22 protein-coding genes, 2 pseudogenes and 1 other annotated feature are annotated in these 24,180 nt (G+C 53.8%); of the genes and pseudogenes, 13 read left to right on the forward strand and 11 right to left on the reverse strand.

What is annotated here, in order from left to right; genetic code table 11:
• Nucleotides 1–45: 45 nt before the first annotated feature.
• Both OGV67_RS09770 and OGV67_RS09775 read right to left on the reverse strand, forming a co-directional pair.
• Nucleotides 46–789 carry a YciC family protein gene (locus tag OGV67_RS09770; protein ID WP_012132212.1) on the reverse strand — a complete coding sequence of 248 codons (744 nt, stop codon included), beginning with the start codon at nt 787–789 and terminating at the stop codon, nt 46–48.
• A 25-nt stretch (nt 790–814) separates the two neighbouring features.
• A pseudogene (locus tag OGV67_RS09775) lies at nt 815–904 on the reverse strand (YkgJ family cysteine cluster protein); the annotation flags it as partial.
• 250 nt (nt 905–1,154) lie between these two features.
• Between OGV67_RS09775 and ompW the strand changes: the two are divergent.
• From ompW to OGV67_RS09790, 3 genes are all read left to right on the forward strand, one after another.
• Nucleotides 1,155–1,793 carry an outer membrane protein OmpW gene (ompW, locus tag OGV67_RS09780; RefSeq protein WP_047463524.1) on the forward strand — a complete coding sequence of 213 codons (639 nt, stop codon included), beginning with the start codon at nt 1,155–1,157 and terminating at the stop codon, nt 1,791–1,793.
• Between the two features lie 125 nt (nt 1,794–1,918).
• Nucleotides 1,919–2,194 carry a hypothetical protein gene (locus tag OGV67_RS09785; RefSeq protein ID WP_110494199.1) on the forward strand — a complete coding sequence of 92 codons (276 nt, stop codon included), beginning with the start codon at nt 1,919–1,921 and terminating at the stop codon, nt 2,192–2,194.
• A 74-nt stretch (nt 2,195–2,268) separates the two neighbouring features.
• The gene (locus OGV67_RS09790) at nt 2,269–3,738 is read left to right on the forward strand and encodes a GGDEF domain-containing protein (protein WP_200003524.1); all 1,470 of its coding nucleotides are present in this window, start codon (nt 2,269–2,271) and stop codon (nt 3,736–3,738) included.
• Between the two features lie 51 nt (nt 3,739–3,789).
• Here the strand turns inward: OGV67_RS09790 and trpA are convergent, their stop codons facing one another.
• From trpA to trpL, 6 genes are all read right to left on the reverse strand, one after another.
• Nucleotides 3,790–4,596, reverse strand: a complete 807-nt coding sequence (gene trpA, locus OGV67_RS09795) for a tryptophan synthase subunit alpha (protein ID WP_115614755.1) — start codon at nt 4,594–4,596, stop codon at nt 3,790–3,792.
• Nucleotides 4,596–5,789 carry a tryptophan synthase subunit beta gene (gene trpB / locus OGV67_RS09800; RefSeq protein ID WP_012132217.1) on the reverse strand — a complete coding sequence of 398 codons (1,194 nt, stop codon included), beginning with the start codon at nt 5,787–5,789 and terminating at the stop codon, nt 4,596–4,598. Before trpB ends, trpA begins: the two co-directional genes overlap by 1 nt.
• A gap of 10 nt (nt 5,790–5,799) precedes the next feature.
• Nucleotides 5,800–7,158 carry a bifunctional indole-3-glycerol-phosphate synthase TrpC/phosphoribosylanthranilate isomerase TrpF gene (trpCF, locus tag OGV67_RS09805; protein ID WP_115609271.1) on the reverse strand — a complete coding sequence of 453 codons (1,359 nt, stop codon included), beginning with the start codon at nt 7,156–7,158 and terminating at the stop codon, nt 5,800–5,802.
• 3 nt (nt 7,159–7,161) lie between these two features.
• Entirely contained in the window at nt 7,162–8,757 is a 1,596-nt protein-coding gene (trpD, locus tag OGV67_RS09810) for a bifunctional anthranilate synthase glutamate amidotransferase component TrpG/anthranilate phosphoribosyltransferase TrpD (protein WP_012132219.1), read from the reverse strand.
• A complete protein-coding gene (locus OGV67_RS09815) occupies nt 8,757–10,319 on the reverse strand; it encodes an anthranilate synthase component 1 (RefSeq protein ID WP_047463534.1) in 1,563 nt (520 codons plus the stop codon). Before OGV67_RS09815 ends, trpD begins: the two co-directional genes overlap by 1 nt.
• Before the next feature lie 23 nt (nt 10,320–10,342).
• Nucleotides 10,343–10,437: a sequence feature (Trp leader region), on the reverse strand.
• Nucleotides 10,414–10,458, reverse strand: a complete 45-nt coding sequence (gene trpL / locus OGV67_RS09820) for a trp operon leader peptide (protein WP_012905981.1) — start codon at nt 10,456–10,458, stop codon at nt 10,414–10,416. It overlaps the preceding feature by 24 nt.
• Nucleotides 10,459–10,593: 135 nt before the next feature.
• Here trpL and rnm point away from each other — a divergent pair.
• The 3 genes and pseudogenes from rnm to rluB all read left to right on the forward strand — a co-directional run bounded on the left by rnm (nt 10,594) and on the right by rluB (nt 13,067).
• A pseudogene (gene rnm / locus OGV67_RS09825) lies at nt 10,594–11,474 on the forward strand (RNase RNM).
• Complete coding sequence (locus OGV67_RS09830; protein ID WP_012132222.1) at nt 11,471–12,091, forward strand: L-threonylcarbamoyladenylate synthase; 621 nt, start codon at nt 11,471–11,473, stop codon at nt 12,089–12,091. Before rnm ends, OGV67_RS09830 begins: the two are co-directional and overlap by 4 nt.
• A 100-nt stretch (nt 12,092–12,191) precedes the next feature.
• Nucleotides 12,192–13,067, forward strand: coding sequence for a 23S rRNA pseudouridine(2605) synthase RluB (rluB, locus tag OGV67_RS09835; protein WP_012132223.1), 876 nt, complete (start codon nt 12,192–12,194; stop codon nt 13,065–13,067).
• A 91-nt stretch (nt 13,068–13,158) separates the two neighbouring features.
• Here the strand turns inward: rluB and cobO are convergent, their stop codons facing one another.
• Together cobO and OGV67_RS09845 are read right to left on the reverse strand one after the other, a co-directional pair.
• Nucleotides 13,159–13,749 carry a cob(I)yrinic acid a,c-diamide adenosyltransferase gene (gene cobO, locus OGV67_RS09840; protein ID WP_012132224.1) on the reverse strand — a complete coding sequence of 197 codons (591 nt, stop codon included), beginning with the start codon at nt 13,747–13,749 and terminating at the stop codon, nt 13,159–13,161.
• Nucleotides 13,746–14,507: a YciK family oxidoreductase gene (locus tag OGV67_RS09845; protein ID WP_047463540.1), complete on the reverse strand. Its 762-nt coding sequence runs from the start codon at nt 14,505–14,507 to the stop codon at nt 13,746–13,748. The genes cobO and OGV67_RS09845 overlap by 4 nt, the downstream gene beginning before the upstream one ends.
• Nucleotides 14,508–14,744: 237 nt before the next feature.
• On the opposite strand from OGV67_RS09845, the gene sohB reads away from it, so the two are divergent.
• Entirely contained in the window at nt 14,745–15,791 is a 1,047-nt protein-coding gene (gene sohB, locus OGV67_RS09850; RefSeq protein WP_286465460.1) for a protease SohB, read from the forward strand.
• A 176-nt stretch (nt 15,792–15,967) separates the two neighbouring features.
• Here the strand turns inward: sohB and OGV67_RS09855 are convergent, their stop codons facing one another.
• On the reverse strand, nt 15,968–16,219 hold the full coding sequence (locus tag OGV67_RS09855; protein WP_003020616.1) for a YciN family protein: 252 nt from the start codon (nt 16,217–16,219) through the stop codon (nt 15,968–15,970).
• 400 nt (nt 16,220–16,619) lie between these two features.
• Here OGV67_RS09855 and topA point away from each other — a divergent pair, with 400 nt between their 5' ends.
• The 6 genes from topA to acnA all read left to right on the forward strand — a co-directional run bounded on the left by topA (nt 16,620) and on the right by acnA (nt 24,129).
• Nucleotides 16,620–19,217 (forward strand): type I DNA topoisomerase, encoded by a 2,598-nt coding sequence (gene topA / locus OGV67_RS09860; protein WP_114847857.1) that lies wholly within the window; start codon nt 16,620–16,622, stop codon nt 19,215–19,217.
• A gap of 211 nt (nt 19,218–19,428) precedes the next feature.
• Nucleotides 19,429–20,403 carry an HTH-type transcriptional regulator CysB gene (gene cysB / locus OGV67_RS09865; RefSeq protein WP_012132231.1) on the forward strand — a complete coding sequence of 325 codons (975 nt, stop codon included), beginning with the start codon at nt 19,429–19,431 and terminating at the stop codon, nt 20,401–20,403.
• 303 nt (nt 20,404–20,706) lie between these two features.
• Nucleotides 20,707–20,868 (forward strand): YmiA family putative membrane protein, encoded by a 162-nt coding sequence (locus OGV67_RS09870; RefSeq protein ID WP_012132233.1) that lies wholly within the window; start codon nt 20,707–20,709, stop codon nt 20,866–20,868.
• A gap of 3 nt (nt 20,869–20,871) precedes the next feature.
• Complete coding sequence (locus OGV67_RS09875; protein ID WP_096753854.1) at nt 20,872–21,042, forward strand: YciX family protein; 171 nt, start codon at nt 20,872–20,874, stop codon at nt 21,040–21,042.
• Between the two features lie 130 nt (nt 21,043–21,172).
• Nucleotides 21,173–21,268: a small membrane protein YmiC gene (gene ymiC / locus OGV67_RS09880; RefSeq protein ID WP_223849120.1), complete on the forward strand. Its 96-nt coding sequence runs from the start codon at nt 21,173–21,175 to the stop codon at nt 21,266–21,268.
• Between the two features lie 185 nt (nt 21,269–21,453).
• Nucleotides 21,454–24,129: an aconitate hydratase AcnA gene (acnA, locus tag OGV67_RS09885; RefSeq protein ID WP_114847858.1), complete on the forward strand. Its 2,676-nt coding sequence runs from the start codon at nt 21,454–21,456 to the stop codon at nt 24,127–24,129.
• The last annotated feature ends 51 nt before the right edge of the window (nt 24,130–24,180 follow it).

Here is a 24,180-nt window from a genome sequence, read left to right on the forward strand (position 1 = left end):
CGTAATCAAAAGTTTTGGGCAAACTGGCCCTTAACACGTTCAGGGTTATTGGCGAATCAACATATACAGGCGGAACAAATAGATGAGCAATATGGCGGAAATCAAATTGCTCAGCGTATTCGCCAACACTGCGCCAACATTTGGCGTCAGCGCTGCAAAGCTGGGGGCAAACAGCAGCAAGAGCGTTTTCGCCAGTAACCAGCCGATCACCGCCGGAGCGACCAGTCGCATATTAGACCACGCCAGACGCATACTGTTGCGCATGGCGGCAAATACGCCCATCTTGTCCTGAACCAGCATCACCGGCGCAAGCGCCAGCAGAATCGCCATCAAAATCCCCGGTACGACAATCAGCATAATACCGATTTGCACTAACAGGGTAGTCAGAAAAATCAGGACAAACAATTTAGGTAAAACCGGCGCGCTGGCACCGATAGCACGTAATGCGCTGACCCGATGACCGGCGGAAATCAGCTGGATCATCAGCAAAACGCCCCCTGCCAGGATCGCATTGCCAATGAGTCCTGAAAATGTTGATGCCGCTGAAGCCCGTAATAATATTTGCTGCTGTTCCGGCGTCATGTTCTGCACCAGATCGAACAGGCCAACGCTACCGGTCAGATGGTCCCCTTCACTGAGTTGCGCGATTTGGGCATCGCTGGGGGAAAAGGCATGACCTAAAACCACCGTAATAAATGCGCACAGCAACGAAACCAGCAAGATGGTTACAAATTGATTACGGAAAAAGTTCCCCGTGTCACGGTAAACGGACTTCGCCGTGATAGACATGCACTCTCCTTGAGTTTTGCAGGTGTTAATTTGCGGGCAATTGTACCCTGGATAACTCTACAGTGGCAGCATCACGGGGTGTATGGAAAAGCATATCTTTGTAAAGCGCGGGTAATTTTGGCTGCGAAAGCGCCAGCCGTCCTCTCTTTTACAATCCATCCGCCTGGTTGAAAAAAGCCATTTATCACTAAAATTCGGAAAATTTGATTCAAACGGCTTTAACCAGGATTTTAGATGCAAGTTCTAAATTAATCTGGATCAATAAAGGTTAAATTACAGGGCCTAATGTGATCTGTATTGGATCACTTATTACTCCATTGTAGGTATATTCGTGACGCATTTATAACCATAACGATGGAGCGGATATGAAAAAGTTAACAGTGGCAGCCCTGGCAGTAAGTACTCTTCTCTCTGGTAGTGCGCTTGCGCATGAGAGCGGTGAGTTTTTTATCCGTGCGGGCTCGGCGACCGTGAGACCGACGGAAGGGGCAGGCGGAACGCTGGGGCATCTGAACGGTTTTGACGTCAGTAACAATACGCAACTCGGTTTGACTTTTACTTATATGGCAACCGACAACATTGGTATTGAACTGCTGGCGGCGACGCCGTTCCGTCATAAAATTGGGACAGGGGATACCGGTGATATCGCTACCGTGCGTCACCTGCCGCCGACATTAATGGCGCAGTGGTACTTTGGCGACGCCAGTAGCAAACTGCGTCCTTATATTGGCGCAGGTGTAAACTACACCACCTTCTTTGACGAAGGTTTCAACAACAATGGTAAAGAGACAGGGTTGTCCGATCTGAGTCTGAAGGATTCCTGGGGAATGGCCGGGCAGGTGGGTATGGATTACCTGATTAACCGGGACTGGTTAATTAACATGTCGGTCTGGTATATGGATATCGATACTACCGCAAGCTATAAACTCGGTGGTGCCCAGCAGCATGACAGCGTCCGCCTCGACCCGTGGGTATTTATGTTCTCTGCCGGTTATCGTTTCTGAGTTTATGTGACCCATCTAAAAAGCGGGCTGTCATACAGCCCGCTTTTTATATTCTGCTGATTTCAACATCATACCTCTCCCTGAGATGCTATCTTTGAAACAAGCCTGTTTTGAGAGCATTGACGATGATAGTAACTCAAGCCCTTCTGCAACAAAAAATCGCGACCCTGGAATCGATAGTCAGAGATGAAGAGGCTGAGTTCACTTTACAGGCGCTGCGTATGCTGCTGGATGCAATGCATAAGATTGATGCGCTGGAAGAGAATATTACTACGCCCGTCCGTTTACCTTATTGCAGTTCGAGTCCGGTTTGTGAGATTGAAGCTGGGTACGCCGCTGGCGTCAGTGACTGCCGTGAGGCTATTCGCAGGGCGGGATACCCGATTGAAGGAGATGATTAATCACTGAAAACTGTACTGTATCAGCAAAATCTACTAACGTATTCGGCCCCGCGATTCAGGCTTAAGGTGCCTCAGTGAAGATTGTTCAGGACAGCCTAAGAAATAGCCAGGCGTTGTTGATGTCAGCGCTTATCACTTTACTTTTTACTTCACTGTATCTCTTTATTATTTACGAACAACGACAGGCCGTTGTGAATGAAGGGATGAGTCGTCTGCAAACGCGGATGATGGATATTTTCAACGATAACGAACTCATCGCCGATGCGACAGGGGTTCGCTATCACCAGATCAAAAATGCCGGGCAGTGCGGCAACCTCTCAAGGTTTTCCCCCAGAGATGCGGATTCATGGGGAATCAATGCCGACCGGGCGCGGATCCATTCCGCAACGGGCACTATTGTTTCCCGTCAGCCCAATATTAACGCTTTATGTATGTTTGCGGCGGCGGAGTTTATTCGGGATCGGATGAACACCCTTAATCCGGGGAATTATGCCGCGCATCGCTACATTATCGCCAAAGATGCCAGCTATTTTTATTGGTTCACGCCAGCAGATGCAAAACCCTTCTATTTTAGCGACTCTAAAATGGCGGGCGATATCACCGACTTTTTCTTACCGCCCGTGGGCTTTTATACGCGTCTGCTGCAAAAGAATGTCAAATCCAAGTCGCTCAGTTCAACGGACTTTTATACGGACAAAATCACGAATGAAAAAGCGTACAGCGTAGTCAGTTATATTTACGATCTTTCTGGAAAAGAGATCTCCGATCATATCGTTGCGTATCTGGTGTATGACCATTCTAAACCTGAGCTACAGGAGGCGCTGACGGAGGCCTTTGAACATCATATTCCACCCGGCCTTAATGTGGCTCTGGTGCATACGCCCACGCAGGAAAGTCTCTGCCTGAGCGGTGATTGCCAGCCTGTCGCCGGGGAGTCCATCCGCGCAATGTCTGCAAAATATGCGTTCCATTCCTCGCTCTCTCTGCATCGGTTCGTCAGATACGACACGCAGGCCGGGATTGCGATTCTGCTGGCGCCATTCTTCTTTATCCTGATCTTCCTCGGCTTAAAATACTGGCTGAACGCGAGCGACCTGAAGGTGTATATCGACTCGCTGACGGGCTGCTTTAACCGCAAGATCCTTGATATTGTGAAGCGCAGGGACTTAACGCGCAGCTGCGTGGTGCTGCTGGATTGTAATAAGTTTAAAACCATCAACGACACCTGGGGGCATGTGGCGGGAGACCGGGCGTTGCAAATCATCGCCAACAGAATGCTCTCTAACACCCGCACCAGTCATGACCTGGTGATTCGTACCGGCGGCGATGAGTTCGTTATTTTGCTTTACCGTGCGCAGATCGGTGACGCGATAGCCATCGCGGAGCGGATAACCGGCCAGATAAATGATTATGCATTTATGGTTGATGGTCATGTTGTACCGCTGTCGGTGTCATGGGGCGTCGCAGAAGTAACCCGCGATCTGGATACGGCTATTCAGGATGCGGATAACGAAATGTACAAAATGAAGCAGGTGAGGGAATGACGGGATTGGCCCGATAAGCATGGCATTATCGGGCCTGTTGCCTGAGCAATATTATGCGCGGGTCGCGGCTTTCATTGCCGTGACAAACGCTTTCAGCTCGGTCAGCATCTGCCCGGGGTTTGCGACGTTTTTCTCAATGAGCTTAACGATTGCTGACCCGGAAATCGCCCCGGCGGCGCCGGCTTCAATGGCACCTGTAACCTGTTCCGGGGAAGAGATGCCAAAGCCCTGCAACGGGGGCGCGGCGTTATACTCTTTCAGTTTTTCCACCAGATGATGCAGCGGTAATGCGGCGCGGTTTTCTGCGCCCGTCACGCCTGCCCGCGAAAGCAGATAGGTATAGCCGCGTCCATAAGAGGCTATCTGGCGCAACAGCTCGTCATCGGCATTGGGCGGGCAGATGAAAATCGGCGCCACGTTGTAGCGTAATGCCGCCTGACGGAAGGGCGCAGACTCCTCAACAGGCACATCCGCCACCAGTACGGAATCCACGCCGACTTTCTCGCACTGCGCGTAGAATTCGGCGATCCCTTTGCTGAACACCAGGTTGGCGTACATCAGCAGACCAATCGGAATCGTCGGGTGTTTCTGACGAATCAGCGCCAGCATCTCAAAGCATTGCGTAGGCGTTACGCCTGCGGCAAACGCGCGCAGCGTGGCTTCCTGGATGGTCGGCCCGTCTGCCAGCGGATCGGAGAACGGAATGCCGAGTTCAAGGGCGTCGGCGCCGGCTTCAATCAGCGTATCAATAATGTTCAGTGACTGTTCAACGGAAGGATCGCCCAGGGTCACGAAGGGGACAAATGCGCCTTCCTTGCGATCCTTCAGCTGTGCAAACAGGTTTTCATAGCGTTCCATCAGATTTCCCCTCGCGCTTTCAGAATATCGTGTACGGTGAAAATGTCTTTGTCGCCGCGACCGGAAAGGTTAACGACCAGCAACTGTTCTTTTTCTGGATTTTCACGCATCATTTTCAGGGCGTGAGCCAGGGCGTGGGACGACTCCAGCGCCGGGATAATCCCTTCATGCAGACAGAGCGTTTTAAAGGCTTCCAGCGCTTCATCATCGGTGATCGACACATAATCGGCGCGACCAATGCTGTTCAGATACGCGTGCTGCGGCCCAACGGACGGGAAATCCAGCCCGGCGGAAATGGAGTAGGACTCTTCAATTTGCCCTTCTTCGGTTTGCATCATCGGCGCTTTCATGCCGAAATAGATGCCTACGCGGCCGTGCTTCAGCGGCGCGCCGTGCTCGCCTGTTTCAATCCCGTGGCCACCAGGTTCGACGCCAATCAAACCCACGCTGGTTTCGTTGATGAAGTCCGCAAACATGCCGATTGCGTTGGAGCCGCCGCCCACGCAGGCAATCACGGCATCCGGCAGACGACCTTCTTTTTCGAGGATCTGCGCTTTCGTCTCTTCCCCGATCATGCGCTGAAATTCACGGACGATGGTCGGGAACGGGTGCGGGCCTGCCGCAGTTCCGAGCATATAGTGCGCGGATTCATAGCTGCCGGACCAGTCGCGAAGCGCTTCGTTGCAGGCGTCTTTCAGGGTGGCGGAGCCGCTGTGTACAGGGATCACTTCCGCGCCCATCAGTCGCATACGAAAGACGTTTGGCGATTGACGCTCGACGTCTTTTGCGCCCATATAGATACGGCATTTCAAACCGAGCAGGGCGCTGGCGAGCGCGGAAGCCACGCCATGCTGACCTGCGCCCGTTTCGGCGATAATCTCTGTTTTACCCATGCGTTTCGCCAGCAGCGCCTGACCCAGTACCTGGTTTGTTTTGTGCGCGCCGCCGTGCAGTAAATCTTCACGCTTCAGATACAGCGTGGTTTTGGTGCCGGCGGTGATATTCTGGCATTTGGTCAGCGCGGTTGGACGGCCTGCATAGTTCTTCAGCAGATCGGCAAACTGGGCCTGAAACTGCGGATCTTTCTGCGCGCTGACGAACGCTTCTTCCAGCTGGCGCAGGGCAGGCATCAGAATCTGCGGGACATACATGCCGCCAAATTCACCAAAGTAGGGATTGAGTAATGTTGTCATGTTTTCTTCCTTAATATGCGCGCAGTGTCTGAAAGACCGAGGCCAGAAGGTGTGCATCTTTGATGCCCGGCTGTGACTCTACACCAGAATTAAAATCGAGACCGGCACAGCCGGTTTTTGCCGCTTCCACGCAGTTGTCTGCGCCTAATCCGCCCGCCAGCAATACGTTGTCCAGCGTTTCACCGTTCAATAACGACCAGTCAAAACGTTGGCCGCTGCCGCCCTGGCCGTTATCAAGAACGTACTTATCAACGTGCTGGTAATCACGAGCAGGCAGTGTGTCGCCCACGCTAAGCGCTTTCCAGATTTGTACCTGTTCCGGTAATGCAGCGCGCAGAGCATCGACATAAGCCTGGTCTTCGCTGCCATGCAGTTGCACGGCCTTGAGCGACAAGGTGGTCGCTTTTTCACATACCTCGGTGATAGCGGTATTGCGGAATACGCCGACATATTGCAGGGGGGCGGCGGCTATCACCTCGCGCGCCTGGTCGAGATTTACGACGCGAGGCGACGAGGGAACAAAAATCAGCCCGCCATAAATGGCGCCCGCTTCGTAAGCGGCTTTTGCATCCTGCCCGCGCGTCAGGCCGCAGACTTTGTTCTCGCCAAGCAACACGCGACGCACGGCGGCGTGCAGATCGGCATGGGACATCAATGCAGAACCGATCAGGAAACCGTTAGCGAAGTGGCTTAGCTCGCGCACCTGTGCATAGGTATTAATCCCGGACTCGCTGATCACGGTCACGCCGTGCCCCAGTTTTGGCGCAAGCTGACGGGTACGGTTAAGGTCAATCGACAGATCGCGCAGGTCGCGGTTATTAATGCCGACGACTTTCGCACCCAGCGCGATGGCGCGCTCCAGTTCTTCTTCGTTACTGACTTCCGTCAGCACGCCCATTTTCAGACTGTGGGCGACGGCGGAAAGCTGGCGATATTGCTCGTCATCCAGTACGGAGAGCATCAGCAGACAGGCATCGGCCTGGTAGTAACGCGCCAGATAGATTTGGTAAGGATCGATGATGAAGTCCTTACACAGAACCGGCTGCGGCGCGATACGACTGACAACAGTGAGAAAGTCAAAACTCCCCTGGAAATATTTCTCATCGGTCAGAACGGAAATCGCCGACGCGTAATGTTTATAAACACCGGCAATCTGCGCGGGGTCGAAGTCATCACGAATCACCCCTTTGGAGGGGGACGCTTTTTTACACTCCAGAATAAATGCGGTACGCGTGCCTTGCAGCGCATCATAGAAATGGCGGGCACTTGGCTGAACCTCATTCTGGAAACTGGCTAACGGTTGTTGTTGTTTACGGGCTTCTACCCAGATCGCCTTATCCGCGACGATTTTCGCTAAAACGGTTTGCATTATTTACCCTCTTGCCGCCAGTGCGGTAACCCGGTCATAAGCTGCGCCACTGCGCAGTACATCAATCACAGTTTGCGCATTGGCCTTTAAATCTTCCTTACCATGCAGGCGCATTAACATGGCGACATTCGCAGCGACAGCGGCCTCGTGAGCGGCTTCACCTTTACCTTGTAACAAGCGGGTGAGAATGTCACGGTTTTCTTCCGGCGTGCCGCCTGCCAGCTGTTCCTGGTGATACGGGGTGAGGCCGAAGTCTTCCGCCGTGAGCTGGTAGCTCTTGATTTCGCCGTCGTGCAGTTCAGCCACAATGGTTGGCGCATGCAGCGACACTTCATCCATACCGCCGCTGTGAACCACCGCCGCACGCTGATAACCCAGTACCCGCAGGGTTTCGGCAATGGGCAGTACCAGCTCCGGGCTGTAGACGCCAATCAGCGCCAGCGGCGGGTGAGCCGGGTTGATCAGCGGCCCCAGCACATTGAACAAGGTGCGGGTTTTAAGCTGCTGGCGAACCGGCATCGCATGACGGAAACCTGTATGGTATTTCGGTGCGAACAGGAAGCAGACGCCCAGGTCGTCCAGCGCCTGACGCGATTTATCGGCGTTCATATCCAGATTGATACCGAATGCCGCCAGCAGATCGGACGAACCGGATTTACTGGAAACGCTGCGGTTGCCATGTTTGGCCACCTTCAGTCCACAGGCCGCCGCCACAAAGGCGCTGGCGGTGGAAATATTGATGCTGTTGCTGCCGTCACCGCCGGTGCCGACAATATCGGCAAACAGATAGTCCGGGCGCGGGAACGGCGCGGCATTTTCCAGCAGCGCGGTAGCGGCGCCAGCGATTTCATTCGGATGTTCGCCACGCACTTTCATACTGACCAGCGCCGCCGCCAGTTGTTCTGGCTTCAGTTCGCCACGGACCACGGCAGAGAAAAGCTGGTGGCTTTCCTGCTGGGTCATGGTTTGCGCCTGGTACAATTTTTCCAGAATCGGTTGCAGCGTATTGGTCGGCTCCAGTTTTTGTTGCGCCCAGGCCAGCGTTTGTTCCAGCAACAGCGCACCTTGCGTAGTAAGAATGGACTCCGGGTGGAACTGAAAACCACAGACGCGATCCGTGTCGTGACGTACCGCCATCACCATGCCGTTAAAATGGGCGTTAATCGTCAGCCCCGCAGGCACGTTGCTGCCCACCAGAGAGTGATAACGAGCAACCGGCAGCGGGTTCACCAGACCGGCAAACATCGCCTGTCCGTCATGTTCAATGCTCGACGCTTTGCCGTGGAGAATCTCGCCCGCCTGACCGACGTAGCCACCGTAGGCTTCAACAATCGCCTGGTGTCCGAGGCAGATGCCGATAATGGGCAGCTTGCCGCGCAGACGGGTCAACAACTCCGGCATACAACCGGCTTCGCTGGGGACGCCTGGCCCTGGAGAAAGCATCAGCACCGGGTTTTTCATCGTCGCAAGACGGTCGATTAAGGTCTGCGCCGGGATATGGTTACGGTAAATCACCACATTGTGGCCGTTGGCCCGTAGCTGATCTGCCAGGTTGTAAGTAAAAGAGTCGATGTTATCGAGCAGCAGAATGTCAGCCATTAGAAAATCTCCTGTGCATGGTGCGCGGTGGCAATAGCACGCAGAACCGCGCGCGCTTTATTACGGGTTTCGTCGGCTTCAGACTGCGGAACAGAATCCAGCACGATTCCGGCACCGGCCTGCACGGTGGCGATGCCGTCTTCTACCAGAGCAGAGCGAATCACAATGCAGGTATCAAGATCGCCATGCGCGGTGAAGTAGCCCACCGCACCGCCATAACTGCCGCGACGACGCCCTTCGGCACCGGCGATAAGCTGCATGGCGCGAACTTTTGGCGCGCCGCTCAGCGTGCCCATATTCATACAGGCGCGATAAGCATGCAGCACATCCAGATCGCTGCGTAATTCACCCACCACGCGGGACACCAGGTGCATAACGAACGAATAACGATCGACTTTCGTCAGGTCGGCAACGTAGCGGCTGCCGGGAGTACAAATGCGCGCCAGATCATTACGCGCCAGATCGACCAGCATCAGGTGTTCAGACAGCTCTTTATGGTCGGTGCGCATCTCCAGCTCAATGCGGCTGTCGAGATCGCGATCCAGCGAGCCATCGGCACGGCGACCGCGCGGGCGCGTGCCGGCGATGGGGTATATCTCAATCTGGCGACTGGTCGCGTCGTACTTCAGCGAGCTTTCCGGGGAGGCGCCAAACAGGGTGAAATCGTTATCCTGCATAAAGAACATGTATGGACTTGGGTTGCTCTTTTTCAGTACGTAATAGGCCGCCAGCGGTGACGGGCAGGGTAATGAGAAGCGGCGGGAAGGCACCACCTGGAAAATCTCTCCTGCGCGAATCGCTTTCTGCATGGTACGCACAACGGCGCCAAACTCTTCGTCGCTCTGGCTGCATTCGCAGCGCATTTGCGGCACTGGCGTAACGGGCAACGGCGGCGCGGGTTCGGTTAATTGCTGCGTCAGCTGCGCGAGGCGCGCCGTCAGACGCTGTTTTTCCGCTTCATTATCGGTAAAGAGGCTTGCCTGAATACGGGTGCTTTTCTTCTGATGGTCAATCACCATCAGCGTTTCCGCCAGATAGAAACAGTAATCCGGGCAGCGATTACCGGCTTCCAGTTGCGGTAACGCTTCAAATCCCGCCACCAGGTCATAGGCAAACAAACCGCCGAAAAACATGGCTTCGCGCTCTTCAGCAGGCACATTCACCAGGTTCTGCAACAGACGGAATGCGTCAAATACCGACAGCGAACACAGACGCGCATCCTCATCTAACAGCGGGCTTACTGCGGGAAAGCGCAGCTTCCGGCTGCCGGGCTGCGCTGCATTTTCAACGCCCGCAGGCAGCGCGGCATCCAGCAGCGGGAGCAGGGATGCACCGTTATCCGTTAACGCTTCGATAGTGACAGTGTCACCCAAAGCGGTAATGCGCAGCGCGCTATCGACCAACAGCAGGCTTTTCAGATCATTTTTACTGTCGATATCAGCAGATTCCAGCAGCAGCGTTGCCGGGCGGTCGCCACAAACCTGATGGAACAACGCCGTCGGGTTCTCACGGTAGGCGGCATTGCAGGAAAGCAATTCGAGTGTTGGTTTTTGTATTTGCATCGTTATTCTCATTCATTCTGTTCAAAAAAAAGCCCGCTCATCTGGCGGGCCGGGTATCTGGTTGCTTATTGCAGACGTCATACACTGCCCGAAATCAGGAAGTGCGCCACCAACCGTGCAGTACGAATGTTGCTTTCATCTCAGATACCTTCTTCATGTGAACTTGCGTACTAGTTAACTAGTTCGATGAAATAAAGTCAACACCTGATTTCAGTATATTTGCCGGAACCGTTATGATGTTTGTGAAAGAACATTTATTAAGACGGGAGCCGCCTTGAGCGACACGAATTACGCAGTGATTTACGACCTGCACAGTCATACAACGGCGTCCGATGGTCGGTTAACGCCAGAAGCGTTAGTACATCGTGCGGTAGAGATGCGAGTCGGCACACTGGCGATCACCGATCATGACACCACAGCCGCTATTCCGGCGGCAAGAGAAGAAATTTCACGTTCCGGGCTTGCCCTGAACCTGATTCCTGGCGTGGAAATTTCAACTGTCTGGGAAAATCATGAGATCCATATTGTGGGTCTGAATATCGACATTGCGCATCCGGCGATGTGCGCGTTCCTGGCGGAGCAAACCGAACGTCGTCAGCAGCGTGCGCGTCTGATTGCCGAGCGTCTGGAGAAAGCGCATATTCCAGGGGCGTGGGAAGGCGCTTTGCGGCTTGCCGACGGTGGGGCCGTGACGCGCGGGCATTTCGCCCGTTTTCTGGTGGAGTGCGGCAAAGCCGGGAGCATTGCCGATGTTTTTAAAAAATACCTTGCGCGTGGGAAAACCGGATACGTTCCGCCACAGTGGTGTACAATAGAACAAGCTATTGATGTGATTCATCATTCTGGCGGTAAGGCAGTATTGGCCCATCCGGGCCGCTACGACCTTAGCGCTAAGTGGCTGAAAAGGTTGATTGCGTATTTTGCGCTGCATCGCGGTGATGCGATGGAAGTGGCGCAATGCCAGCAGTCGCCCAATGAGCGAACCCAACTGGCGACCTATGCGCGCCAGCACCATTTATGGGCATCACAAGGCTCTGATTTTCATCAGCCGTGCCCGTGGATTGAACTGGGTCGCAAGCTCTGGCTGCCAGCAGGCGTCGAAGGCGTATGGCAGCTGTGGGAAGAGCCACAAACACCACAGTGAGGGAAGTATGAGCCAGTTTTTTTATATTCATCCTGAAAACCCGCAACAACGGCTGATCAATCAGGCGGTTGAAATTGTGCGTAAAGGTGGGGTGATTGTTTATCCAACCGATTCCGGCTATGCGCTGGGTTGTAAAATCGAAGATAAAGGGGCGATGGAGCGCATCTGCCGCATTCGCCACCTGCCGGACGGGCATAACTTCACGCTGATGTGTCGGGATCTGTCTGAGTTATCGACCTATTCGTTTGTCGATAACGTCGCCTTTCGCTTAATTAAAAACAATACGCCGGGCAACTACACTTTTATCCTGAAGGGAACGAAAGACGTGCCGCGCCGCCTGTTACAGGAAAAACGGAAAACCATCGGTCTGCGCGTGCCGTCGAACCCGATCGCGCTGGCACTGCTGGAAGCGCTGGGCGAACCGATGCTCTCCACCTCGCTGATGCTGCCCGGCAGCGAATTTACCGAGTCCGACCCGGAAGAGATCAAAGACCGCCTGGAAAAACAGGTCGATTTGATCATTCATGGCGGTTACCTCGGCCAGCAACCGACCACGGTGATTGATTTAACCGATGATTCCCCGGTTGTCTTGCGCGAAGGCGTTGGTGACGTTAAACCTTTCTTATAAGGGCGCAACTCTGTATACTACGCGGCCTTAAAATGGCGCTGTAAAGCGCCGTTGATTCTCCTGTTCGACGCCTGTGAAGGCGACACCTGAAGGAAGCTCTATGAGCGAAAAGTTACAAAAAGTGCTGGCTCGCGCTGGCCACGGTTCTCGCCGTGAAATTGAATCCATTATTGAAGCAGGCCGCGTAAGCGTTGACGGCAAAATCGCCACGCTTGGCGATCGCGTTGAAATCACGCCGGGTCTGAAAATCCGTATCGACGGTCATCTGATCTCGGTGAAAGAGTCTGCGGAACAAATTTGTCGCGTTCTGGCCTATTACAAACCAGAAGGTGAGCTGTGTACCCGTAACGACCCGGAAGGTCGTCCTACCGTTTTTGATCGCTTACCGAAACTGCGCGGCGCACGCTGGATTGCCGTAGGTCGTCTGGATGTGAATACCTGCGGTTTGCTGTTGTTCACGACGGATGGCGAACTGGCGAACCGTCTGATGCACCCGAGTCGTGAAGTTGAGCGTGAATACGCCGTGCGCGTATTTGGTCAGGTTGATGACGCCAAGCTGCGTGACCTGAGTCGTGGCGTTCAACTGGAAGATGGCCCGGCGGCGTTTAAGACCATCAAATTCAGCGGTGGTGAGGGCATTAACCAGTGGTACAACGTCACGCTGACCGAAGGGCGTAACCGTGAGGTACGTCGTCTGTGGGAAGCGGTTGGCGTGCAGGTTAGCCGACTGATCCGCGTGCGCTATGGCGATATTCCATTGCCGAAAGGGCTGCCGCGCGGTGGCTGGACTGAACTGGATCTGGCGCAGACCAACTATCTGCGTGAACTGGTGCAGCTGGCGCCGGAAACCACCTCCAAAGTGGCCGTCGAGAAAGACCGACGTCGTATGAAGGCGAACCAGATTCGCCGTGCGGTGAAGCGTCACAGCCAGGTTGGCGGCGGTCGTCGTTCAGGCGGTCGTAACAACAACGGTTGATGCTGAATGCCCGGTGGCGCTTACGCTTACCGGGCCTACGTTTTGCCTGTAGGCCGGATAAAGCGTTTACGCCGTCATCCGGCACCGTTTCCTAATAATCAATTCCCATCTGGGCCTTCACGCCCGCTTCAAAAGCATGTTTGACCGGACGCAGCTCGCTGACCGTGTCGGCCAGTTCCAGAATATCGCGATGACAACCGCGACCGGTAATAATCACCGTCTGATTCTGCGGACGGGCATTTAAGGCATTGATGACCTCTTCAAGCGGCAGATAGTCATACGCCACCATGTAGGTCAGTTCATCCAGCACGACCATATCCAACGTTGGGTCCGCCAGCATACGTTTGCCATGTTCCCAGACAGCCATACAGGCTGCGGTGTCGGTTTCGCGATTTTGCGTTTCCCAGGTGAACCCGGTCGCCATCACCTGAAATTCCACGCCGTGGGGCTCCAGCAGATTGCGCTCGCCGTTAGGCCATGTGCCTTTAATGAACTGCACCACGCCCACTTTTTTACCGTGGCCGACGGCGCGCGTTGCGGTGCCGAATGCCGCCGTGGTTTTGCCTTTACCGTTGCCGGTAAACACGATGATGATGCCGCGTTCGTCCTGCGCCGCCGCAACGCGGGCGTCGACCCGGTCTTTCACACGCTGCTGGCGTTGTTGATAGCGTTCTTCAGTCATTGGGCGATTCCTGGTTTACGGCCCGGCTGGGCATCAAAAGTCATACCGGTTTTACGGCGGCTGTCGTCGCCCATCAGCCACAAATAGAGGGGCATGATATCGGCGGGCGTTTTTAACTTCTGTGGATCTTCCGTAGGGAAGGCGCTGGCGCGCATACTCGTGCGCGTGCCGCCTGGGTTGATGCAATTTACACGTAAGGGGTGGTTCTGGTATTCGTCTGCCAGTACCTGCATCATGCCTTCGGTGGCGAATTTAGAGGTGGCGTAAGCGCCCCAGTTGGCGCGTCCCTGACGACCGACGCTTGATGAGGTAAAGACCAGCGAACCGGCGTCGGATTTAAGTAATAAAGGAAGCAGCGCCTGAGTCAGCATGAATGTCGCATTGACGTTAACCTGCATAACATCCTGCCAGACGTGCGGATTTTGTTCGCTCATTGGGCAGATATCGCCCAGTAACCCGGCGTTATGCAGAACGCCATCCAGTCGTGGATAGTGCGCCGCAATCCGCTGGCCTAACTGGTGGCACTCTTCAGCGGTGCAGGTCAGTAGATCCAGCGTAAACCACTGTGGCAATGCGCCTGTATCTTCGGCGACAGTCTGTGCGACCTGACGCAGTTTTTCTTCATTTCGACCCAGCAAAATAACGTTTGCGCCGTAGCGCGCGTAGGTGAGCGCGGCTTCGCGACCAATGCCATCACTGGCGCCAGTGACCAGAATAATGCGATTTTGCAGTAGATCTTGTTTAGGTTGGTAATGCACGGCTACTCCTCGGCGACGCGTTGGGTCACCCTGCCAGTTGTCTTATCTTCTCTTTAACTTTTCGGCTTTATGCCTGAAAGCCCGCGTCATTTCAATCAGTCAACGGCGATAACGCCGAAAAATGAACACTTTGTCATACTTTTCACCCAGTAACCGCAACGCAGGATCAAACGAGACGGGCTAACACGCCTGTTGTACACTGAGCCAAAATAGCGTTGTTTAACCAAGGTGGGACTCGTGGAATTGTTGTCTGAATATGGGTTGTTTTTGGCAAAAATCGTCACTGTCGTGGTGGCAATCGCCGTCATTGTGATGCTGATCGTGAATGCTGCCCAGCGTAAACGCCAGCGTGGGGAGCTGCGGGTAACGAATCTCAGCGAACAATATAAAGAGATGAAGGACGAGCTGGCGACGGCGCTGATGGACGGTCATCAACAAAAACTCTGGCATAAGGCGCAGAAAAAGAAGTTGAAGCTGGAGGCAAAAGCGGCGAAAGCGAAAGCAAAGCAGGGGGAAAATGCCGCGACGGAGAAACCTCGTGCCTGGGTGCTGGATTTTAAAGGTAGTATGGATGCCCACGAAGTCAGCGCGCTGCGTGAGGAGGTGACGGCGGTGTTAGCAGCGTTTAAACCGCAGGATCAGGTGGTCGTGCGTCTGGAAAGCCCCGGCGGCGTTGTGCATGGCTATGGCCTGGCGGCTTCGCAATTGCAGCGTCTGCGCGATAAGCAGATCCCGTTGACGGTAACGGTGGACAAAGTCGCCGCCAGCGGCGGTTACATGATGGCCTGTGTGGCCGACAAAATTGTTTCGGCGCCGTTTGCGATTGTCGGCTCTATTGGCGTTGTGGCGCAAATCCCTAACTTTAATCGCTTTTTGAAAGGGAAGGATATCGATATTGAGCTGCACACGGCGGGCCAGTATAAGCGCACGCTAACGCTGCTTGGCGAAAACACGGAGGAAGGGCGTCAGAAATTCCGTGAAGATCTGAATGAAACCCATCACCTGTTTAAGCATTTTGTGCAGCAGATGCGCCCTGTGCTGGATATCGAACAGGTGGCCACAGGCGAGCACTGGTATGGCCAACAGGCGCTGGAGAAAGGTCTGGTGGACGAAATCAACACCAGTGATGACGTCATTCTCCGCTTGATGGACGGTTATGAGGTGTTCAACGTTCGCTTTATGCAGCGTAAGAAATTGATGGATCGGTTTACGGGTAGCGCCGCAGAAAGCGCCGATCGTTTGTTGCTACGCTGGTGGCAGCGCGGACAAAAACCGCTGATGTAAAATTGTCATTGCCCGGTGGCGCTAACGCTTACCGGGCCTACGGACTGTTTTGTAGGCCGGATAAGGCGCAGCCGCCATCCGGCAAACAGCCCGGTGGCGCTAATGCTTACCGGGCCTGCGGACTGTTTTGTGGGCCGGATAAGGCGCAGCCGCCATCCGGCAAAACCTTTCCAGCGTTAATCGATCAGGTGATACTTCTCAGAAAGCACATGCGCCAGATGTTTAAACATATTAAACACGGCGGTGCTTTTGGGCGTCGGTAAACCTTGCTCGTCTAAAAAGTAATCGCCGCTGAAGACCAGCACGCCGTTTCGCTGCGTCACACCGGTGGCGACAATCCCCGCCAGCGTGTCCTCATGCTCACGAATGATTTTGTTGGCTTCAATCAGCAGTGTTTCACGATCGATAGGTTGGGTGTCTTTATGCATTATTTACTCCTTAAACAAGGACATTAGTCTACGCCGGGCGCTGCTTATGGGCAAATATTCCCTGATAAACACGAAGGTCTTGTAAAGGTGCTGTTACTGGCGAGATTTGTTTTTGCATGCTAATAAAGTTGCGTAACGAATTTTATCAGGTACAGTGTGACGCTTTCGTCAATCTGGCAACAGATTTGCTTGACATTCGACCAAAATTCCGTCGTGCTATAGCGCTTGTGTGCTAAAAAGCCTGTTAACTCAGTCACCTGAGGATCACGTTTCGCGCACTGAGTCAGTACAAGGGGTTGATATCCGCCGACACAGAGACCATATCGGTGTCTCGTCGCCAGTGGAAGGTGAATCAACGTGCGACGCATTCCAGGAAGAATCAATTTAGGTAAAGGTGAATATGGGTAAAGCTCTTGTCATCGTTGAGTCCCCGGCAAAAGCCAAAACGATCAACAAGTATCTGGGTAATGATTACGTGGTTAAGTCCAGCGTCGGTCATATCCGTGATTTGCCGACCAGTGGCTCAGCAGCTAAAAAGAGCGCCGACTCTACCTCCACCAAAACGGCTAAAAAGCCCAAAAAGGATGAACGTGGCGCTCTCGTCAACCGAATGGGGGTTGACCCTTGGCATAACTGGGATGCGCATTATGAAGTGCTGCCCGGTAAAGAGAAGGTCGTCTCTGAACTGAAACAATTGGCTGAAAAAGCCGACCACATCTATCTCGCAACCGACCTTGACCGCGAAGGGGAAGCCATTGCCTGGCACCTGCGGGAAGTAATCGGGGGTGATGACACGCGCTATAGCCGCGTGGTGTTTAACGAAATAACCAAAAACGCGATTCGCCAGGCGTTTGATAAGCCAGGCGAACTGAATATCGACCGTGTTAACGCGCAGCAGGCGCGCCGCTTTATGGACCGCGTTGTGGGCTATATGGTGTCGCCATTGCTGTGGAAAAAAATTGCGCGAGGCCTGTCGGCAGGCCGCGTACAGTCCGTTGCCGTGCGTCTGGTTGTTGAGCGCGAACGTGACATCAAAGCGTTCGTACCGGAAGAGTTCTGGGAAGTGAACGCCAGCACAACAACGCCTTCTGGCGATGCCTTGCCGCTTGACGTTACGCACCAGAATGATAAACCGTTCCGTCCGGTTAACCGCGAGCAAACGCTGGCGGCGGTCAGCCTACTGGAAAAAGCGCGTTACAGCGTACTGGAGCGTGAAGATAAACCGACCAGCAGCAAGCCTGGCGCGCCGTTTATCACGTCGACGCTGCAACAGGCGGCGAGCACGCGTCTGGGCTTTGGCGTGAAAAAAACCATGATGATGGCGCAGCGCTTGTACGAAGCGGGCTACATCACCTACATGCGTACTGACTCCACCAACCTGAGCCAGGATGCGGTAAACATGGTTCGCGGTTATATCAGCGATAGCTTCGGCAAGAAATACCTGCCGGAGAACCCGAACCAGTACGCCAGCAAAGAAAATTCACAGGAAGCGCACGAAGCGATCCGTCCTTCTGATGTCGCGGTGATGGCCGAAGCGCTGAAGGATATGGAAGCGGACGCGCAGAAACTGTATCAGCTGATCTGGCGTCAGTTTGTCGCCTGTCAGATGACGCCAGCCCAGTACGATTCCACCACGCTGACGGTCGGTGCGGGTGATTTCCGCCTGAAAGCGCGTGGCCGCATTCTGCGTTTCGACGGCTGGACGAAAGTCATGCCTGCGCTGCGTAAAGGCGATGAAGACCGGACGTTGCCTGCGGTGAATAAAGGCGATGTGTTGACGCTGGTTGAACTGACCCCGGCGCAGCACTTCACCAAACCACCGGCGCGCTTCAGTGAAGCATCGCTGGTTAAAGAGCTGGAAAAACGCGGTATTGGTCGTCCATCCACCTATGCGTCGATCATCTCGACCATTCAGGATCGCGGTTATGTCCGCGTGGAAAACCGTCGCTTCTATGCTGAAAAAATGGGTGAGATTGTCACCGATAGACTGGAAGAAAACTTCCGCGAGCTGATGAACTACGATTTCACCGCCCAGATGGAAGACAGCCTCGACAAGGTGGCCAGCCACGAAGCCGAGTGGAAAAACGTGCTTGATAACTTCTTCAGCGATTTTACTCAGCAGCTTGATAAAGCGGAGAAAGATCCTGAAGAGGGCGGCATGCGTCCTAACCAGATGGTGCTGACCAGCATTGACTGCCCGACATGCGGGCGCAAAATGGGGATTCGCACCGCCAGCACCGGCGTGTTCCTGGGATGTTCCGGCTATGCGCTACCGCCGAAAGAGCGCTGCAAAACCACCATCAACCTGGTGCCGGAAAATGAAGTGCTGAACGTACTGGAAGGCGATGATGCGGAAACCAACGCTTTGCGTGCAAAACGTCGTTGCCAGAAGTGCGGCACCGCAATGGACAGCTACCTGATCGATCCGAAACGCAAGCTGCATGTCTGCGGTAATAACCCGACCTGCGACGGTTACGAAATCGAAGAGGGCGAGTTCCGTATTAAAGGTTATGACGGCCCGATCGTTGAGTGCGAAAAATGTGGCTCTGAAATGCACCTGAAAATGGGGCGTTTTGGTAAGTACATGGCCTGTACCAACGACGAATGTAAAAATACCCGTAAGATTCTGCGTAACGGTGAAGTCGCGCCGCCGAAAGAAGATCCGGTACCGTTGCCGGAACTGCCGTGCGAGAAATCGGACGCGTATTTCGTGCTGCGTGACGGCGCCGCAGGGATCTTCCTCGCGGCGAATACCTTCCCGAAATCGCGTGAAACGCGTGCGCCGTTAGTGGAAGAGTTGTACCGCTTCCGCGACCGTCTGCCGGAAAAACTGCGTTATCTGGCCGATGCGCCGCAGCAGGACCCGGAAGGCAATAAGACGCTGGTGCGTTTTAGCCGTAAGACGAAACAGCAGTATGTTGCCGCTGAAAAAGACGGGAAAGCGACGGGATGGTCCGCATTCTTCGTTGATGGCAAGTGGGTAGAAGGTAAGAAATAACAGTCACCTGGCTGAATTTCACTTAAGAGGGTCGCGCAAGCGGCCCTTTTTTATTCCGGGCTTATTATTTTTTCTTCGCATCTATACAGCTCTGATATAAATGATATAGTGGTTATAGTTAACGGCTTTTTTATTATTAAATCGTATTAGCAGCGCGTGACGTGCTGCTTATCAAACGATGACATGACGGCGCTAATCTGGATGGTTTAACATGAAATTACAGCAGCTTCGCTACATTGTTGAGGTGGTTAATCACAACCTTAATGTCTCTTCCACCGCCGAAGGGCTTTACACCTCCCAGCCGGGCATCAGTAAGCAAGTTCGTATGCTGGAAGATGAACTTGGCATCCAGATTTTCGCGCGCAGCGGTAAACACCTGACGCAAGTGACGCCAGCCGGGCAGGAAATTATTCGCATTGCGCGCGAAGTGTTGTCCAAAGTCGATGCCATCAAGTCCGTGGCGGGCGAACACACCTGGCCGGATAAAGGTTCTCTGTATATTGCCACCACGCACACTCAGGCGCGCTACGCGCTGCCAAATGTGATCAAGGGCTTTATTGAGCGCTATCCTCGCGTTTCATTGCATATGCATCAGGGGTCGCCCACGCAAATCGCGGAAGCGGTTTCGAAAGGGAATGCCGACTTCGCTATCGCTACCGAAGCGCTGCACCTGTATGACGATCTGGTGATGCTGCCATGCTACCACTGGAATCGCTCTATCGTCGTCACGCCAGAGCACCCGCTGGCCGCTAAATCATCGGTGACGATTGAGGAACTGGCACAGTATCCGCTGGTGACCTACACCTTTGGCTTTACCGGGCGCTCCGAGCTGGATACCGCGTTTAATCGCGCCGGGCTGACGCCGCGTATTGTCTTTACGGCAACCGATGCGGACGTGATAAAAACATACGTCCGACTTGGCCTGGGGGTTGGGGTGATTGCAAGCATGGCCGTCGATCCGATTTCCGACCCGGACCTGGTGCGTGTCGATGCGCATGATATTTTCAGCCATAGCACCACGAAAATTGGTTTTCGCCGCAGCACGTTTTTACGCAGCTATATGTACGACTTTATTCAACGCTTTGCGCCGCATCTGACGCGCGATGTTGTGGATACCGCCGTGGCCTTGCGTTCTAACGAAGAAATTGAAGCCATGTTTAACGATATTAAATTACCGGAAAAGTAATCACGCGCGTGAGTTTTCAGGTATCTCCAGACATGAGGAGATACCTGAATAACCACTAAATTTATGGATTATGGTTTTCGTTTTTTCTGCGATCATATTACCTGTATCGTATTCATGGAAAAGCGCCAGTAAAGTAGTTTCGAATTACCCGCCTCGCAAATTCCGCCTTTCAAATATTTATTTCCGGTCAAAAGATTGATTTATTCATGGGAAACGATTCGTAAATTCACTGGATTTTTGACTAAAGTTTCTTTAGGATTTGTCTCATCTGATGATTAATTGTACCGATTGTTTGGTGCTGAAATGATAAGTGATGCCGATTGTATGAGGTTAGCAATGCCTTCTGGAAACCAGGAACCCCGCAGGGACCCCGAGCTTAAACGCAAAGCATGGCTGGCGGTATTCCTCGGCTCTGCGCTGTTCTGGGTTGTGATTGCGCTGGTTATCTGGCAAGTGTGGGGGTAAGTCATGGTTTCGCAGGAACATCAGCAACCCTCAACGCCAGCACGTCAGCCTCGTGATAGCGTGAAGGAAGCGCGGAGCGAATGTGTGACGAATATTCCAGAATCCTGGAAACTCACACAACAGCAACAGGCATTTATTGATTCATTCGCTGAAGATGAGCAACAGAAACAATAATTGGCGATTTTTTTAATCATCATTTCCAGTACAGGTCATTAACATCCCGTACTGTATTTTCTTATACACCACAGCAATAAGCGCTGAGTAAATCTCAGCATAAAGTATTAAACAAATGTCGGTGTAGCCTATGCAAACTGTGAATCTTAAATATTGGTCATGGATTGGGGCGTTCTCAGTATCGCTCTTGTTCTGGGCTCAACTTATCTGGATTGTCTCTTTCTGATCGTATGCCGGTAAATGCCCGATGGCGCAACGTCATCGGGCCTGCGCATGCCGATTCCCGTCCGTAAGGTTTCTCCTCTTTTATCAATTCGGGTTGTTATCAAAACGTTACATTCTGTTTGTGTTATCTTTAATACTAACCCTGAGGAGAGTCAGGGTATCCAACCCTGTTATTAAGGAGGAGCTATGTCGTCAACCCTACGAGAAGCCAGTAAGGACACGTTGCAGGCCAAAGACAAAACCTATCATTACTACAGTCTGCCCCTGGCTGCCAAAAAACTGGGCGATATTACCCGCTTGCCCAAGTCGCTAAAAGTTCTGCTTGAAAACCTGCTGCGCTGGCAGGACGGTGACTCTGTTACCGAAGAAGATATTCAGGCGTTAGCCGGGTGGCTGAAAAAAGCCCATGCTGACCGCGAAATTGCCTATCGACCCGCCCGTGTATTAATGCAGGATTTTACCGGCGTCCCGGCGGTGGTGGATCTGGCCGCCATGCGCGAAGCGGTCAAACGCCTCGGCGGGGATACTGCGAAAGTGAATCCGCTATCCCCGGTAGACCTTGTTATTGACCACTCGGTAACGGTCGATCGCTTTGGCGATGATGACGCTTTCGAAGAGAACGTGCGTCTGGAAATGGAACGCAACCACGAGCGCTATGTGTTCCTGAAATGGGGGCAACAGGCTTTTAGTCGCTTCAGCGTGGTGCCGCCAGGAACCGGGATCTGCCACCAGGTGAACTTGGAATACCTTGGTAAGGCCGTCTGGAGCGAATTGCAGGCGGGAGAGTGGGTCGCATACCCGGACACGCTGGTCGGTACCGACTCCCACACTACGATGATCAACGGCCTTGGCGTGCTGGGATGGGGCGTCGGGGGGATTGAAGCGGAAGCCGCGATGCTGGGCCAGCCGGTCTCAATGCTCATTCCCGATGTTGTTGGCTTCAAGTTGACCGGTAAGCTGCGTGAAGGTATCACCGCGACCGACCTGGTGCTGACCGTGACTCAGATGCTGCGTAAACACGGCGTCGTTGGTAAATTCGTTGAATTCTACGGCGACGGTCTGGACTCCTTGCCATTGGCCGATCGCGCGACGATAGCAAACATGTCGCCGGAATATGGCGCGACCTGCGGCTTCTTCCCGATTGACGGCATCACCCTCGAATATATGCGTTTAAGCGGCCGTAGCGAGGAGCAGGTTGAGCTGGTCGAAACCTATGCCAAAGCGCAGGGGATGTGGCGAAACCCTGGCGATGAACCTGTTTTCACCAGTTCGCTGGAACTGGATATGGGGGATGTCGAGGCGAGCCTTGCCGGGCCGAAGCGCCCGCAGGATCGGGTTGCGCTGGCAGATGTGCCGAAAGCCTTCGCCGCGAGCACGGAGCTGGAACTGAACACCGCGCAAAAAGACCGGCAGCCAATCGATTATGTTATGAACGGCCATCAATACCAGCTCCCGGACGGCGCTGTCGTGATTGCAGCTATCACCTCCTGTACCAATACTTCAAACCCCAGCGTGCTGATGGCCGCCGGTTTGCTGGCGAAAAAAGCGGTAACGCTGGGACTGAAACGGCAGCCGTGGGTGAAAGCCTCGCTGGCGCCGGGATCGAAAGTGGTCTCGGATTACCTGGCGCAGGCGAAACTCACGCCTTATCTTGATGAACTTGGCTTTAATCTGGTGGGGTATGGGTGCACCACCTGTATTGGTAACTCCGGCCCACTGCCGGAGCCTATCGAAACGGCAATCAAAAAAGGCGACTTGACGGTGGGCGCGGTACTTTCCGGCAACCGTAACTTTGAAGGCCGAATCCATCCGCTGGTGAAAACCAACTGGCTGGCGTCGCCTCCGCTGGTTGTTGCCTATGCGCTGGCGGGCAATATGAATGTTAACCTGGCGAAAGAGCCGCTGGGCCACGATCGCAAAGGCGACCCGGTTTATCTGAAGGATATCTGGCCTTCCGCGCAGGAGATCGCCCGCGCCGTTGAGCTGGTGTCGTCAGAAATGTTCCACAAAGAGTATGCAGAGGTTTTTGAAGGGACGCCGGAATGGAAAGCGATCAATGTTGATCGCTCAGACACCTATGGCTGGCAGGATGACTCCACCTATATCCGCTTGTCGCCGTTCTTTGACGAAATGCAGGTTCAACCCGATCCGGTGGAGGATATTCATGGCGCCCGTATTCTGGCCATGCTGGGTGATTCCGTCACCACTGACCACATCTCCCCGGCGGGCAGCATAAAGGCGGACAGCCCGGCAGGGCGCTATTTGCAGAATCATGGCGTTGAGCGTCGGGACTTCAACTCCTACGGTTCGCGCCGTGGAAACCATGAAGTGATGATGCGCGGTACGTTCGCGAATATTCGTATCCGCAACGAAATGGTTCCCGGTGTTGAAGGAGGAATGACCCGACATTTGCCGGGGACGGAGGTGATCTCCATCTATGATGCAGCGATGCTGTATCAGCAGGAGAAAACGCCGCTGGCGGTGATTGCGGGTAAAGAGTACGGTTCCGGTTCCAGCCGTGACTGGGCGGCCAAAGGCCCGCGTTTGCTGGGTATTCGCGTCGTGATTGCCGAGTCGTTTGAACGTATTCACCGTTCAAACCTGATTGGTATGGGGATTCTACCGCTGGAATTGCCGCAGGGCGTTACGCGTAAAACGCTCGGGTTAACCGGTGAGGAGACAATTGATATTGCCAGTTTGCAAAACCTGAAGCCTGGCGCCGCCATTCCGGTGACGTTAACCAAAGTGGATGGCAGCACAGAGGTGATTTCGTGCCGGTGCCGTATCGATACCGCAACTGAATTAACCTACTACCAGAATGACGGCATTCTGCATTATGTGATTCGTAATATGCTGCATTAAGACATAAAAAAGGCCTGATGGCGCGGTGCTTATCAGGCCTTTAATCAAAAA

Origin of the sequence: Citrobacter sp. CK188, from assembly GCF_030333525.1 — a bacterium.
Lineage (GTDB): Bacteria > Pseudomonadota > Gammaproteobacteria > Enterobacterales > Enterobacteriaceae > Citrobacter_B > Citrobacter_B koseri.